This is a genomic window from Paracoccus sp. (in: a-proteobacteria) (assembly GCF_030538695.1).
Lineage (GTDB): Bacteria > Pseudomonadota > Alphaproteobacteria > Rhodobacterales > Rhodobacteraceae > Paracoccus.
The window spans coordinates 41844-55907 of record NZ_JAUNTN010000017.1 but is presented as its reverse complement, the minus strand read 5'-3'; the positions used below and the strand labels follow the sequence as shown (position 1 = coordinate 55907).

15 protein-coding genes and 1 other RNA gene are annotated in these 14064 nt (G+C 63.7%); 8 read left to right on the top strand and 8 right to left on the bottom strand.

Annotated features, from left to right (window positions below):
* Nucleotides 1–16 precede the first annotated feature (16 nt).
* On the bottom strand, nt 17–475 hold the full coding sequence (locus tag Q4G24_RS11080; RefSeq protein WP_303366596.1) for a hypothetical protein: 459 nt from the start codon (nt 473–475) through the stop codon (nt 17–19).
* A gap of 161 nt (nt 476–636) precedes the next feature.
* On the opposite strand from Q4G24_RS11080, the gene Q4G24_RS11075 reads away from it, so the two are divergent.
* Nucleotides 637–2469, top strand: a complete 1833-nt coding sequence (locus tag Q4G24_RS11075; RefSeq protein WP_303366595.1) for a 5'-nucleotidase C-terminal domain-containing protein — start codon at nt 637–639, stop codon at nt 2467–2469.
* A 40-nt stretch (nt 2470–2509) separates the two neighbouring features.
* An RNA gene (gene ffs, locus Q4G24_RS11070) (signal recognition particle sRNA small type) lies at nt 2510–2606 on the top strand.
* 23 nt (nt 2607–2629) lie between these two features.
* Here the strand turns inward: ffs and Q4G24_RS11065 are convergent.
* Entirely contained in the window at nt 2630–3013 is a 384-nt protein-coding gene (locus tag Q4G24_RS11065; RefSeq protein ID WP_303366594.1) for a translation initiation factor 2, read from the bottom strand.
* A 174-nt stretch (nt 3014–3187) separates the two neighbouring features.
* Here Q4G24_RS11065 and Q4G24_RS11060 point away from each other — a divergent pair, with 174 nt between their 5' ends.
* From Q4G24_RS11060 to Q4G24_RS11040, 5 genes are read left to right on the top strand one after another with little or no spacing between them, the layout of a single operon-like run.
* Nucleotides 3188–4933 carry a DNA polymerase III subunit gamma/tau gene (locus tag Q4G24_RS11060; protein WP_303366593.1) on the top strand — a complete coding sequence of 582 codons (1746 nt, stop codon included), beginning with the start codon at nt 3188–3190 and terminating at the stop codon, nt 4931–4933.
* A 3-nt stretch (nt 4934–4936) separates the two neighbouring features.
* Nucleotides 4937–5281 (top strand): YbaB/EbfC family nucleoid-associated protein, encoded by a 345-nt coding sequence (locus tag Q4G24_RS11055; protein WP_303366592.1) that lies wholly within the window; start codon nt 4937–4939, stop codon nt 5279–5281.
* A complete protein-coding gene (recR, locus tag Q4G24_RS11050; protein ID WP_303366591.1) occupies nt 5282–5881 on the top strand; it encodes a recombination mediator RecR in 600 nt (199 codons plus the stop codon). It begins immediately after the preceding gene.
* Between the two features lie 12 nt (nt 5882–5893).
* Entirely contained in the window at nt 5894–6868 is a 975-nt protein-coding gene (locus Q4G24_RS11045; protein WP_303366590.1) for a zinc-binding dehydrogenase, read from the top strand.
* Nucleotides 6865–7218 carry a DUF1304 domain-containing protein gene (locus Q4G24_RS11040; protein ID WP_303366589.1) on the top strand — a complete coding sequence of 118 codons (354 nt, stop codon included), beginning with the start codon at nt 6865–6867 and terminating at the stop codon, nt 7216–7218. Before Q4G24_RS11045 ends, Q4G24_RS11040 begins: the two co-directional genes overlap by 4 nt.
* 84 nt (nt 7219–7302) lie before the next feature.
* On the opposite strand, the gene Q4G24_RS11035 is transcribed toward Q4G24_RS11040, so the two are convergent.
* Together Q4G24_RS11035 and Q4G24_RS11030 are read right to left on the bottom strand one after the other, a co-directional pair.
* Nucleotides 7303–7755: an Hsp20 family protein gene (locus tag Q4G24_RS11035; protein ID WP_303366588.1), complete on the bottom strand. Its 453-nt coding sequence runs from the start codon at nt 7753–7755 to the stop codon at nt 7303–7305.
* A 172-nt stretch (nt 7756–7927) separates the two neighbouring features.
* On the bottom strand, nt 7928–8173 hold the full coding sequence (locus Q4G24_RS11030) for a YdcH family protein (RefSeq protein WP_303366587.1): 246 nt from the start codon (nt 8171–8173) through the stop codon (nt 7928–7930).
* Between the two features lie 116 nt (nt 8174–8289).
* Here Q4G24_RS11030 and Q4G24_RS11025 point away from each other — a divergent pair, with 116 nt between their 5' ends.
* Nucleotides 8290–8997, top strand: coding sequence for a DUF599 domain-containing protein (locus tag Q4G24_RS11025; protein ID WP_303366586.1), 708 nt, complete (start codon nt 8290–8292; stop codon nt 8995–8997).
* On the opposite strand, the gene Q4G24_RS11020 is transcribed toward Q4G24_RS11025, so the two are convergent.
* The 4 genes from Q4G24_RS11020 to Q4G24_RS11005 all read right to left on the bottom strand — a co-directional run bounded on the left by Q4G24_RS11020 (nt 8994) and on the right by Q4G24_RS11005 (nt 14050).
* Nucleotides 8994–10196, bottom strand: a complete 1203-nt coding sequence (locus tag Q4G24_RS11020) for an MFS transporter (RefSeq protein ID WP_303366585.1) — start codon at nt 10194–10196, stop codon at nt 8994–8996. The genes Q4G24_RS11025 and Q4G24_RS11020 overlap by 4 nt on opposite strands.
* A 231-nt stretch (nt 10197–10427) precedes the next feature.
* A complete protein-coding gene (locus Q4G24_RS11015) occupies nt 10428–11210 on the bottom strand; it encodes a crotonase/enoyl-CoA hydratase family protein (protein ID WP_303366584.1) in 783 nt (260 codons plus the stop codon).
* Nucleotides 11203–12063, bottom strand: coding sequence for a hydroxymethylglutaryl-CoA lyase (locus Q4G24_RS11010; protein ID WP_303366583.1), 861 nt, complete (start codon nt 12061–12063; stop codon nt 11203–11205). The genes Q4G24_RS11015 and Q4G24_RS11010 overlap by 8 nt, the downstream gene beginning before the upstream one ends.
* Nucleotides 12064–12112: 49 nt before the next feature.
* Nucleotides 12113–14050, bottom strand: a complete 1938-nt coding sequence (locus Q4G24_RS11005; RefSeq protein ID WP_303366582.1) for an acetyl/propionyl/methylcrotonyl-CoA carboxylase subunit alpha — start codon at nt 14048–14050, stop codon at nt 12113–12115.
* Nucleotides 14051–14064 lie beyond the last annotated feature (14 nt).

Sequence of the window (14064 nt, the reverse complement as noted above, 5' to 3'; positions counted from 1 at the left end):
CGTCATATTCAGCCCGTCACGCGCGGCTGTCGGTCATTTCCTGAATATACTTGCTGATCTGTTTGGCGTAACGCTGATCCAGTTGGGATTTGCCCAGCTTGGCCGTTTGCAGCACCAGCCGCGCACGCATGTTGCGGGGGCGCACTTCGGTTTCCACGATCAGCCGCGATTTCTGCCGGGTCAGCGCGATCACGGTCATATCAAGGCGAATCTGATAGCTGTCGGCCATGCCCGCAATCGACAGGCGTTCGGGGCGATCAAACTGCACCACATCCAGCCGCAATTCCCGTCGCTTGCCGCGCCAGTCAAACCCGACCAACCAGGCCATGCCTGCCCCCGGCTCCTGCGAGGGATCAATCCGGCGCACGCTGGCCCCGCGCCGGATCAGCAGCTTTTCAGCACGCGCAAAATTGCTGATCGAATCGAACAGGACATCAGCCGGGATGTCGGTATCCTCGCGGGTCGAGAACTTCATCATATCATCCTTTTGTTTCCCATGCCCTTAGGAAATCTGCGCGACAGAAACAAGAAACCAGAGACCTATTGAACAAAATACAATCAGGGGTTGCGAAGCGCCTCTGACGCTGGCATTTCAGACATAACGGACGATCAGGACGAAAGCGACAGTGCAGCTCCATGCCAGACGGGATCAGCCATGACAGCCGCTGCACCACAGATCAGGGCGCCTCACCGGACAGCATCCACCTGCGGCTTTTGGCCACGACCGATCTGCACATGCACATTCTGCCGTGGGATTATTTCAACAATCGCCCTGATTCGCGGCTGGGACTGGCCCGGCTCGCCGGGCTGATCCAGACCGCCCGGCAAGAGGCCCCCAACTGTCTGCTGCTGGACAATGGCGACTTTTTGCAAGGCAATCCGCTGGCCGATCTTTTGGCGCGTGATGACCGGGGGCCGCATCCGATGATCGCGGCCATGGCGGCGCTCGGCTATGATGCGGCCACGCTGGGCAACCATGATTTCAGCTTTGGGCCGCGCTTTCTGCGTCGGGTTCTGGCGCAGGCAACATGGCCTTTTGTGGTCAGCAATGCGCAGATGCCGGGGGTGCCATGGCTGCCACATCTGATTCTTGACCGCAGGTTCCGCGATGATGCCGGTCAGCTGCAGCACCTGCGCATCGGCCTGCTGGGCGTGCTGCCGCCGCAGACCCCGCAATGGGAAGCCGGGCTGAGCCGCCATTTACAGACCCAGCCGATCCTGCCCACCGCCCGCGACGCCATCGCCCGGTTGCAGGATCAAGGCGCGGATCTGATCGTGGCGCTGGCCCATAGCGGCATTGGCGGAGACGCAAGCCTGCCGGAGTCGGAAAACCTGGCCGAGCATCTGGCCGCGCTGGACGGGATCGACGCAGTGATTGCCGGTCACACCCATCTGGCCTTTCCTGATCCATCCCTGCCACCACAGGCCGGTGTCGATCCGGCGCAGGGCCGGCTGGCGGGGAAGCCTGCGGTGATGCCGGGCTTCTGGGGCTCACATCTTGGGGTGATCGACCTGCATCTGCACTATGACGGCGGCTGGCACGTTGCTGCGGCCAAAGCCGAACTGCGCCAACCCGATACCACCACACCCGGCAGCGGTTGCACCCTGCTGCCCTGCACCCCGGCCAAGCGCGCACATCAGCAAGCGCAGCGACATTTGAACCGGCGGATCGCATGGGTTGCGGCCCCGCTGAACAGCCATTTCACCGCCCTTGGCCATGATCGCGGCTTGCGGCTGACGGCACAAGCTCTGCGCTGGCATCTGCGCAAGCTGCGCCAGCGGTTGCCCCTGCCCGACCTGCCGGTGCTGGTTGCATTGGCCCCGGTGCGGGCGGGCGGACGCGGCGGGCCGTCGCATTACACCGACATTCCCGCCGGACCGCTGACCCTGCGCCATGTTTTTGACCTTTACCCCTTTCCCAATACGCTGGCCGCCCGCATCGCCAGCAGCGCACAGATCAAGGACTGGCTGGAACTTGGCGCCACAGGTTTCACCCACATGCCCGATGCCGTAACAGAACGGCCATTGCTGGACCCGGATTTCCCGCCCTATGCGATGGACCTGATCGACGGGCTGCACTGGCAGCTTGACGTGAGCCAACCCGCTGGCAAGCGCATCCGCAACCTGACCTGCAAAGGCCAACCCGTCGCGGCGCAAGATCAGTTCATCCTGCTGACCAACAGCTATCGCGTTTCGGGCAATGGCGGCGGTTATGGGAAACTGGCCGCAGAAATGCAGGCGCTTGACCTGCCTCAGCAGCGTATCCGCGACCTGCTGCACCGCTATTTGCGACAGGTGCGGCGGGTCGTCCCCCATGATGCGCCGTTCTTCACCCTCAAGCCTCCGCCCGGCAGTCGCGTGACACTGGACACAGCCCCCACCGCGCTGCCGCCGCCGTCCCTCCAGCCGCAACCACGGCCCACCGGCCAGACCACGGACGGCTTTGCCCGGTTTCAGTTGCGCTTCTGACCCCTTGCAACCCGGCGCCCGATCACCTATCTGACGGCTTGAGAGGTTGGCGCGGGCGAGTGCCTCGCCAACCCGGTCAGGTCCGGAAGGAAGCAGCCGCAACGAGCCCCACTTGGGTCGCTGTCCAGCCTCTCACCCCAGCCTTACATGACCCAAGACCCTAGCGGCGACATTCCAGCACAACCTCGACCGGGTTTGGCACCAGATCCAGCATGGCACCCGTGCCGGCATCAACGCCCGCACCGATAATCCCGCCAACCAGCACATTGCCAGCCATCGCGGCACTGCCACTGCCCGCGACGCGATTGGTCACGCGCACCTGCTGAGGCTGGCAACGATCCTTGGACACCAGCACGTTCAGTTCCGATTTCCGCGGCAGTTTGAACGTGCAAGGCGTTGAGGTGCAGGTTTCACCGTTACTCAGCTGCACCTGCGCCCCCGGCGGGGTCGAGTTCACGACCAGAACATCATTACTGCCACGCGTGATTGTGGCGCATCCGGCCATCGACATCATTGCAGCGGATAAAATCATATAACGAAGCATGTGTTCCCCTTTCGTTTGCACATGCCAGTTAGCCAAACCCACCCCAAAACACCAGAAAATTATACATAAAACTTTATCTATTCAATTGGTTAAATAATGATTAACTCGCACCAGATGCGTCCTTGCCGCTCCGCCCCGGCTTGGGTAAGCTGCCCGCGATCAACAGGTGGCCCGATGACCGAAACCGAACAGACATATCAGGTGCTGGCCCGGAAATACCGGCCCGAAACCTTTGCCGATCTGGTCGGTCAGGATGCGATGGTGCGCACGCTGAAAAACGCCTTTGCCGCCGACCGCATCGCACAAGCGTTCATTATGACCGGCATCCGCGGCACCGGCAAAACCACCACGGCGCGGATCATTGCCAAGGGGCTGAACTGCATCGGTCCCGATGGTCAGGGCGGCCCGACGACCGAGCCTTGCGGGGTCTGCGAACATTGCCGCGCCATCATCGAGGGCCGCCATGTCGATGTGCTGGAGATGGACGCCGCATCCCGCACTGGCGTGAACGACATCCGCGAAATCATCGAATCGGTGCATTACCGGGCGGCTTCGGCCCGCTATAAAATCTATATCATTGACGAAGTGCACATGCTGTCCACCAGCGCCTTCAACGCGCTGCTGAAAACGCTTGAAGAACCGCCGCCGCACGTCAAATTCATCTTTGCCACCACCGAAATCCGCAAGGTGCCGGTCACGGTTCTGTCGCGCTGTCAGCGGTTCGACCTGCGTCGGATCGAACCCGAGGTGATGATGGCCCTGCTGCGCAAAATCGCCGGGGGTGAGGGCGCGGCGATCACCGATGACGCGCTGGCGCTGATTACGCGGGCGGCGGAGGGTTCGGCCCGTGATGCGACCAGCCTGCTGGATCAGGCGATCAGCCACGGTGCTGGCGAAACCGGGGCTGAACAGGTGCGGGCGATGCTGGGGCTGGCCGACCGGGGCCGGGTGCTGGACCTGTTCGAGATGATCCTGCGCGGCGATGCGGCTGCGGCTCTGGCCGAGCTTCAGGCTCAATATGCCGATGGTGCCGACCCTCTGGCGGTGCTGCGCGATCTGGCTGAGATCACCCACTGGATCAGCGTCGTGAAAATCACCCCCGACGCCGCCGATGATCCCACGATCAGCCCTGATGAGCGCACCCGCGGCAGCGACATCGCCAAGCGTCTGCCGATGCGGGCGCTGACCCGGCTGTGGCAAATGCTGCTGAAAGCGCTGGAGGAGGTCAGCGCCGCACCCAATGCGATGATGGCCGCCGAAATGGCGCTGATCCGGCTGACGCATGTGGCCGACCTGCCCGACCCCGAGGCGCTGATCCGCAAGGTTCAGACCAGTATGCAAGCCGGAGAGATGACCCGCGCCACCACGCCTGCGCCGTCCCGTGCACCGACCGCGCAGGCCGCCCCTGCCCCGGCGATGCGGGTTGCCGGTGGTGGCGTGGTCATGGAGCCGGCAGCCGAACTGGCTATTTACCCCGATTTTGATGCGGTGGTGGCGCTGATCCGGCGCATGAAGGATATGGTCCTGTTGACCGATGTGGAGCGCGCGATCCGGCTGGTCGCCTATCGCCCCGGCCGGGTCGAGTTTCAGCCGACCGACGACGCCCCTCACGATCTGGCCGCACGTCTGTCCGACCGGCTGCGCAACTGGACCGGCCAGCGTTGGGGCGTCAGCATCGTAACCAGCGGCGGCGGCCCGACCATCGCGGAAACCCGCGCCGAAACGCAGGCTGCCGAACGTGTCAAGGCCATGGCCGACCCCGCGATCAGCGCGGCGCTGGCTGCATTTCCGGGGGCGCAGATCATTGCGATCCACCACCCCCAACCCCAGATTATCCCTGACACGCCACCTGCGCCGGATGAAAACCTCGGCCCGGTGGAGGCGGTCGAGGAATGGGACCCTTTCGAAGACGAGGATTAAGCAATGCTGAAAGGTTTGGGCGGGCTTGGCGACATGGCCAAGATGATGAAAGCCGCCAAGGATATGCAATCCAAGATGCAGGATATGCAGGACGGTCTGGACAAGCTGACCGTCACCGGCGAATCCGGCGCAGGTCTGGTCAAGGCCACCGCGACCGCCAAGGGCGAGCTGACCGGGCTGGACATCGACCCCTCGATCTTTTCCGCCGAGGATAAAGAGGTAGTCGAGGATCTGATCCTTGCCGCGATCAAGGACGCGCAAAAGCGTGCATCCGAGGCCGCTCAGGCCGAAATGGCCAAGATCACCGAGGGTTTGGGCCTGCCTGCGGGCATGAAAATGCCCTTTTGAATGAGCGCGGCCAATGACCAGATCGAGGCGCTGATAACCCTGATGGCACGGTTGCCGGGGCTTGGGCCACGCTCGGCCCGGCGCATCGTGCTGCAACTGATCCGCAAACGTGCCGGGCTGATGACGCCGCTTGCCACGCTGATGGCCGAGGTCGCAGAGAGCGCACGGGAATGTCACCGCTGCGGTAATATTTCAGGCGCGGAGCTTTGCCCGATCTGTGCTGATCCGACCCGGCAAAATGGTGAAATCTGCGTGGTCGAGGACGTGGCCGATTTGTGGGCGCTGGAACGCGGCCGGGCGTTTCGTGGGCGTTATCATGTGCTTGGCGGCACGCTCTCGGCACTGGATTCGATTGGGCCGGATGATCTGCGCATCCCCGCGCTGCTGGACCGGCTGGCGCAGGAACAGGTGGGTGAGGTGATCCTTGCCCTGAACGCCACCGTCGATGGACAGACCACGGCGCATTATATCGCTGATATGCTGGCCGGGCAGGATGTCACCGTCAGCGGGCTGGCCCAAGGCGTTCCCATTGGCGGCGAACTGGATTACCTCGACGATGGCACCATCAGCGCGGCGCTACGGGCGCGGCGCAGGATTTAAGAAAGGTTTCCGATGAAAGCCGCAATCCACGACGCATTTGGCGATCCGGCCAAGGTTCTTGCAACCGCAGAGGCACCCCTGCCCGAACCCCGTCCCGGTCAGGTCCGCCTGCGGGTGATCCTGACCCCGATCCACAATCACGACCTTTGGACGGTGCGCGGCAGCTATGGCTATAAGCCCGAGCTACCCGCAATCGGCGGGTCCGAATGTGTGGGCGTGATCGACGCGCTTGGCGGAGGGGTCGAGGGGCTGGTTCCGGGGCAACGCGTCGCGGCAGCCGGGTTGTTCGGGTCTTGGGCGGGTTATGTGCTGGCCTCGGCCAAGGGCGTTGTGCCGCTGCCCGACACCATCCCCGATGAGGCCGCCGCGCAACTGATCGCCATGCCCTTCAGCGCCGCGACCCTTCTGGATTTCCTGAACGTCAGCCCCGGCGACTGGGTGGTGCAGAACGCCGCGAATGGCGCGGTTGGCAAGGTGCTGGCGGGGCTGGCGGCCGCCAAGGGCATCAACGTCATCAACCTTGTGCGCCGCGAGAAAACCGTCGCGGAGATGGCCGCACTTGGCCTGCCCAACACCATCGCCACGACCGAAGGCTGGAAAGACCGCGCCCGCGCCCTGACCGGCGGTGCCCCGATCCGCGCCGCGGTTGATTCCATCGGCGGCAAGGCCAGCGGCGATCTGCTGTCGCTTTTGGCGGACGACGGGTTGCTGGTTTCTTTCGGCAGCATGGAGGGGGAGCCGATGCAGATTCCCTCGGGGGATCTGATCTTTAAACAGGCGGTAATCAAAGGCTTCTGGGGCAGCAAGGTCAGCGCCGCCATGGACGGCGAGACCCGCAAGCGGCTGATGACCGAACTGGTCACACAGGTGGTCGCGGGCAAGGTCCGGCTGCCGGTTCAGGCCATTTTCCCGCTGGATCAGATCGCAGATGCCGTCACCGCCTCACTCACGCCCGGCAAGGCTGGAAAGGTGCTGCTGAAACCATGATCGCATCCATCCTGATCACGCTGATAGCGGCGCTGCATCTTTATATCATGGTGCTGGAAATGGCGCTTTGGGAAACCCCTACGGCCGCCCGCGCCTTTGGCCTGTCGCCCGAAACCGCGCGACTGACCAAGGCCATGGCGGGGAATCAGGGCCTCTATAACGGCTTTCTGGCCGCCGGGCTGATCTTTGGTCTGTGGCAAGGGGGAGAAGGCTTTGCCTTCAAAACCTTCTTCCTGCTGTGCATCATCGTTGCAGGCATCTATGGTGCGGCAACGGTGAAACGCCGCATCCTGCTGATCCAAACGGTTCCGGCCGGCCTGGCGCTGGCTGCCCTCTGCGCAGGCATCTGAAAAAAAGGGCGCGACCTGCGCCCTTCTTCTTCATAAAAATATCCCACGGGGGTGTGGGGGTGTGAAACCCCCACGTCCAACACATCAGCTATCCAGCTTTTCGACCCGTTTCACATCGCGCGCAATCTCGATCTGGCGCGGCTTCAGCGCCTCGGGGATTTTGCGGATCAGGTCGATATGCAGCATCCCATCGACATGGCTGGCCCCTTCGACACGAACATGATCGGCAAGGGTGAACTTGCGCTCGAACGCGCGGGTGGCGATACCCCGGTGCAGGAAATTGCGCCCGGTTTCATCTGCCGATTTGCGGGCGGCAACGATCACCGCACCATCACGAACCTCAACCGTCAGATCATCAGCGGCAAAGCCCGCCACGGCAATCGAGATGCGATAGGCGTCATCGCCGGTTTTCTCGATATTATAGGGGGGATAGGTGGCCGCGGCACCGTCAGCCGACAAAGCGCGGTCCATCAGATCCGCCATCCGGTCAAAGCCGACGCTGGCGCGGTAAAGCGGTGAAAGGTCAAAATTACGCATGGTCCATCCTTGCATATTAAGCGATGTCATCTGCCCCCCGATCATCGGGCGGGCGGCTCCGAGGCCCTTGCGGCACCCCGTATCGCAGCAAATGGGAAGGCAGGCGCGTGCTTTCAAGCCCCATGCAAAAGGCCGCCCCAAAGGGACGGCCCCGAACCGGCATCAGCCCAAATCAGCCCTTTTTCGCCTCAGCGATAGCGCGGGCGATTTCATCCTTCAGATGCGCGCGCTTTTTGCGCAGATCGGTTTCTGCCGCATCCGACATCGGGGTGACATTGGCGGCGGCATTTTCCACGTCGTCATTCACATCGTCATATTCTTCCAGCAGACGGGCAAAATGCGCGTCCGAGACTTTCAGCTTGTGGATTACCTCGGCATCAGCCGGGAATTCTTCGTGAATAGCGTGCGGGGTGGCCATCGGGCGCTCCTCTCTCTCAAATGGTTCGCAGGGGTGATAGCGGGGCAAACCGGGGCTGTCCACGGGACAAATCGTGAAAGGCTGGAAAGGTGCATGGGCTTGCGCTAACAAAGGCTATGTTTACCGATCTGAACCTTGCGGCAACCTTGGGCGCGGCTGATATTTTCGGCCTTTTGATGCTGTTTGGCGGCTGGCTTGGCATCGGCTGGCTGACCGAGCATCCACCTGCCGGACGGCCTTCGGTCAGCGTGCTGATGTCGGCCTATCGCCGGGCATGGATGCGGCAGTTCATCTCGCGTAATCCGCGCCTGTTCGACGCCAATATCCTGACGACCCTGCGCGAAGGCACCGCGTTTTTCGCCAGCGCCTGCATGATCGGCATTGGCGGCGGGCTGGCGCTGATCGGCAAGACCGAACAACTGACCGCCCTGGCCCGCGATTTCGACATGGGCCATGTCACCTCGGTGATGTGGGAAGTCAAACTGCTGCTGGCGATGTTTTTTGTCGTCAATGCATTCCTGAAGTTCGTCTGGTCGCACCGTCTGTTCGGCTATTGCGCGATCACCATGGCAGCGGTGCCCAATGACCATGACCACCCGACGGCACTGCACCGCGCCATGCAAGCGGCCGAGCTGAACATCACCGCCGCCCGCAGCTTTAATACCGGGCTGCGCTCGGTCTATTTCTCGATTGCGGCACTGGCCTGGCTTGCGGGGGGCTTTGCGCTGGCCGTGGCCTCGCTTCTGGTCACGGCGATCAGTTGGCGACGCGAGTTCGGCTCTCATTCACGCCAGATTTTGCTGGACAACCCGCCTCAGGATTAACCCCGCCGGCTGCGCGACCACGCCGCCCACAGGGCCAGCAAGCCACCGATGCTCAGCGCAATGGCCACATAGCCGGGCGAACGCCAGCCCCAGCCCGCCATCAGCGCCATGCCCGCCAGCCACGGCCCCACAGCATTGGCAAAATTGAACGCCGCATGATTCATCGCAGCAGCCATGGATTGCGCGTCGCCGGCAACATCCATCAGCCGGGTTTGCATCGAGATCGACAGCCCACCGCCACCAAGCCCCAGAAGCAGCGCCGAAAGCACCATCAGCGGCCATGAGCCAACCGCATAAGCGGCAAAGCCTTGCGTAATGGCCATCGCCACCAGCGCGATAAAAGCAGTGCGGAACTGACCCAGACGGTCGGTCATCCGCCCGGCCAGCCAATTGGACAGCGTTGCCCCAACCCCGAACAGCGAGAGCGCCGCAGGCACCGCCCAAGCCGGGCCAGCAGTGGTTTCCAGAATCGCAGCGGACAAGAAGCTGTAAACCGCAAACATCCCACCAAAACCGATCGCGCCGACCAACAGCGCCAGCAGCACATTGGGATTGCGCAGCGCGTTCAGCTCGGCCAGCGGGCGGGCATCAGGGTTGCCGCCTACACGCGGCGCCAGCCGCAAAATCATCATGGCCGAAACCAGCGCCAGCCCGCCCGGCACCAGAAAGCCCAGACGCCAATGCACAGCCTGCCCCATCCAACTGGCCAGCGGCACGCCAAAGATATTGGCCACCGTCAGCCCCATCAGGATCTGCGCCGCCCCCTGCGCCCGCTTGCCCGGCGGCAGCGCATCGGCGGCAAACAGCATCGCCACGCCCAGAAAACCACCATGCGGCAACCCGGCAGCAAAGCGCGCACCAACCAATGCCCCATAGCCGGGCAGCAAGGCAGCCGCCAGATTCATCAGCCCGAAAAACGCAATCAACGCCGCCAGATAGCGCCGTCGCGGCAGCTTTGCGCCAAGAATAGAGGTCAGCGGTGCCCCGACGACCACGCCAATGGCATAGGCGCTGACAACATGAGCCGCCTGCCCCTCATTCAGTCCAAGATCATTAGAGTAAAACGGCAACAGCCCCATTGCCGCAAACTCGGACGTGCCGACAGCAAAAGCACCAAGGCTCATCGCCAGCACGGCAAGCCGCAATCTGCGGGCGTCAGAGATCGGGGCGTCTGTTGCGACGCGGCTGGCATCGGTCATGGGGGCTGATCCTGTTAGCTGTCAGATGCCGCCCATAGCACAATTCACCAGCCCTGCCAGCCCGTCAGCCATGCAGATGCCGCAATTCAGCCTGCCGGGATCAGGGGGCGCTCGCGCCCCCTCTGGCCTGACGGCCATTCACCCCCTGAGGATATTTGGATGAAGAAGAAAGCGGCTTCTTCTTCACTTAAATATCCATGCGACAGCGCCGCAAGAACCGCTGCCCGAGGGCTACGCCTGCCAGCCGGGTTTGCGCTTGTCGAAAAAGGCGGCGATGCCTTCAGGGGCCTCGGACCCCTCCCAGACGTTCACCAGTGCTTCGATGGTCATGTCGATCACCGCCTCGTCGATGCGCGGGCCAAGGTCACGGGCCAGTTTCTTGGCAGCCGCCACCGCGCCGGGGGCGCATTGCAGATAGGGTTCGACCTCCTCGGCGGTGAACTTGTCGAGATCCTCTGGATCACACAGCCGGGCGACGAGGTTCAGCCCCACCGCCTCGGACGCATCGAACAGGCGGGCAGACATGAAGACGCGCCGGGCCTTGTCCTCGCCCATGCGGGCCAGCACATAGGGACCGATGGTGGCCGGGATCAGGCCGAGCTTCGTTTCCGTCAGGCCAAAGCGGGCCTCGCGCACAGCCAGCACCACATCGCAGACCGACATCATGCCGACGCCGCCACCAAAGGCATTGCCCTGCACCCGCCCGATCAGCGGTTTCGGCAGCGTATTCAGCGCGTTCAGCATCAGCGCCAGCGCCCGCGCGCCCTTGCGGCGGGTATCGGCATCGGCCCGCATCTGGTCCTGCATCCAGCCGAGATCGCCGCCCGCGCAGAAGGATTTACCCTCGGCCGCCAGCACCACCACCCGCACCTTCGGATCAGCGCCAAGCTGCTCAGCCGCGCGGGTCAGTTCGTCAATCATCAGCGCCGAGAGCGCGTTATGTTTCTCTGCCCGCGCCAGCCAAAGCGTTGCCACCCCGCGCGAATCGGTCTCAATCCTGATGGTTTCAAACATGGCTGCCCTCTCGCATTGCCTGCGCCATTGCGGCGGCTTCACGGATCAGTGCCGCGTCCAGCCCGGTCGCATATCCGTGTATTTCCAGATAATCCATGACCTTTTCGGTGGCGACATTCCCCGCAGCGCCCGGCGCATAGGGACAGCCGCCAAGCCCGCCCACGGCCGCGTCAAAGACCCGCAAACCGCGTTCCAGCGAAGCCCCGATATTGTCCAGCGCCCGGCCAGCGGTGTCATGGTAATGGCCCGCCAGCACCTCGGGCGGCAATTCGTTCAGCACCGCCGACAGCATGGCGTCGATGGTTTCCGGGCGGCCCTGCCCGATGGTATCGCCAAGGCTGATTTCATAGCAGCCCATATCCCGCAGGCTGGCCGCCACGCGGGCGACGTTTTCCGGCGGGGTCGGCCCGTCAAAGGGGCAATCCGTCACCACGCTGACATAGCCGCGCACCGGAATCCCATCCGCCCGCGCCGCGGCTGCCACCGGGGCCAGCCGTTCCAGCGATTCCGCGATGGTGGCGTTCAGATTGGCCTTGCTGAAGCCTTCCGAGGCGCTGGCGAAAATTGCCACTTCGGAAGCACGGGCGGCACGGGCGCCCTCATAGCCCTTCATATTCGGGGTCAGCACCGCATAGCTGATGCCCGGCGCACGGGTGATGCCCAGCATGACCTGCGCCGCATCGGCCATTTGCGGCACCCATTTCGGGCTGACAAAGCTGGTGACTTCGATCCGGCGGAAACCGGCGCGGGACAGCAGGTTCACCAGCGCGATTTTCTCTGCCGCCGGGATCAGCCGCTTTTCGTTTTGCAGCCCGTCGCGCGGACCCATTTCAAAGATTTCAACGTGGGTCATGGCTTGGCCTCCCATCCTGCGGACTGGATATTTCGAGACAAAAGACAGCTCATTCCTCGTCTTCCAGACGGATCAGGGCGGCACCTGCCTCGACCTGATCGCCGGGGGCGGCGAGGATTTCCGCGATGGTGCCGTCGCGGGCTGCGGTCAGCGTGTGTTCCATCTTCATCGCCTCGAGAATGGCGAGGCGGTCGCCCGCCGCGACCTGCTGGCCTGCCGAAACGAAGATCGCCTTGACCAGCCCCGGCATGGGCGAGAGCGTCAGATTGCCGCCCACGGCTGCGGTTTCGCGGTCCAGCGCATCGGTGGCAATCAGGGTCAGACTGCGGCCACCGAATACGCTGGTGCCTGCGGCATGAGTGACGACCTTGCGATTGGTCGGCGTACCATCGATCCACCAGCGGTCATGCGACCATTCGACCAGATGGCTGCGCCCATCCAGCGTGACCCGCGCCTGGCCGGGACCGAGAACCTCCAGCACGGCCTCGCCGCTGTCCCCGTCCCCGCCGTTCCATGTCACCGTGCGGCGTAGCGGTTGCCACAGGGTCAGCCCGCCGGTCGTGCCGGTTTCATGCAGCCCGGTCAGGCCAAGCACCGCCAGCGCGCGGGTCTCGGGCGATGGCGCGGCGGCCTCGGTCAGCGCGTCGAGGTCGCGCCCGATCAGCCCGGTATCCACCTGCCCGGCGGCAAAACCCGCGTGCCGGGTCAAGGCAATCAGAAAGTCGAGGTTGGTGGTGGTCCCCGCAACCTCGGTCCGGGTCAGCGCGGTTTCCAGCGCCCGCAGCGCGATGGCGCGGGTGGGACCGTGGGTAATGACCTTGGCAATCATCGGGTCATACCACGGGCTGATCGTATCCCCCTGCCGCACGCCGGTTTCAATGCGGGCGTTATCGGGGAAATGCAGATGCGCCAGCGTGCCGGTGGCCGGCAGAAAGCCTGCCGGAACATCCTCGGCATACAGGCGGGCCTCGAAGGCATGGCCGGTGATGGTCAGGTCGGATTGCTGCGCGGGCAAGGCTTCGCCGCTGGCGACGCGCAACTGCCATTCGACCAGATCAATGCCGGTGATCGCCTCGGTCACGGGATGTTCGACCTGAAGCCGGGTGTTCATCTCCATGAACCAGAACCCATCCGGGCGCAGCCCGCGCGAGCCATCCACGATGAACTCGATCGTGCCGGCACCGCTGTAACCGATGGCCTCGGCGGCGCGGGTGGCGGCCTGCCCCATGGCCGCGCGCATCTCGGGCGTCATGCCGGGGGCGGGGGCCTCCTCGATGACCTTCTGGTGGCGGCGTTGCAACGAGCAGTCGCGCTCGAACAGATGCACCGCGCGGGTGCCGTCGCCAAAGACCTGCACCTCGATATGGCGGGGCTGCTGGATATATTTCTCGATCAGCACGGCAGGGTTGCCAAAGGCGGTCGCAGCCTCGCCCTGCGCCGAGGCCAGCGCATCGGCAAAATCGGCGGGACGTTCCACCAGACGCATCCCCTTGCCACCGCCGCCCGCCACTGCCTTGATCAGAACCGGATAGCCGATCTGCTCTGCCTGCGCGGCCAGATGGGCGGCGTCCTGATTATCCCCATGATAGCCCGGCACCACCGGCACGCCCGCCTGTTCCATCAGCGCCTTGGCCGCGTCTTTCAGGCCCATCTTGCGGATGGCATCGGCGGATGGCCCGATGAACACCAGCCCCGCCGCTGTCACCGCATCGACGAAATCGGGGTTTTCCGACAGGAAACCATAGCCGGGATGGATCGCCTGCGCACCCGTCGCAAGCGCGGCCTGAATGATAACATCACCCCGCAGATAGCTGTCCTTGGGCGCCGGACCGCCAATATGAACGGCCTCATCCGCCATCGCCACATGGCGGGCGGCGCGGTCGGCGTCGGAATAAACCGCAACCGTCGCCACACCCATGCGGCGGGCAGAGTCGATCACCCGGCAGGCGATTTCACCGCGATTGGCGATCAGGATTTTCTGAAACATGGCGACGGTCCTTT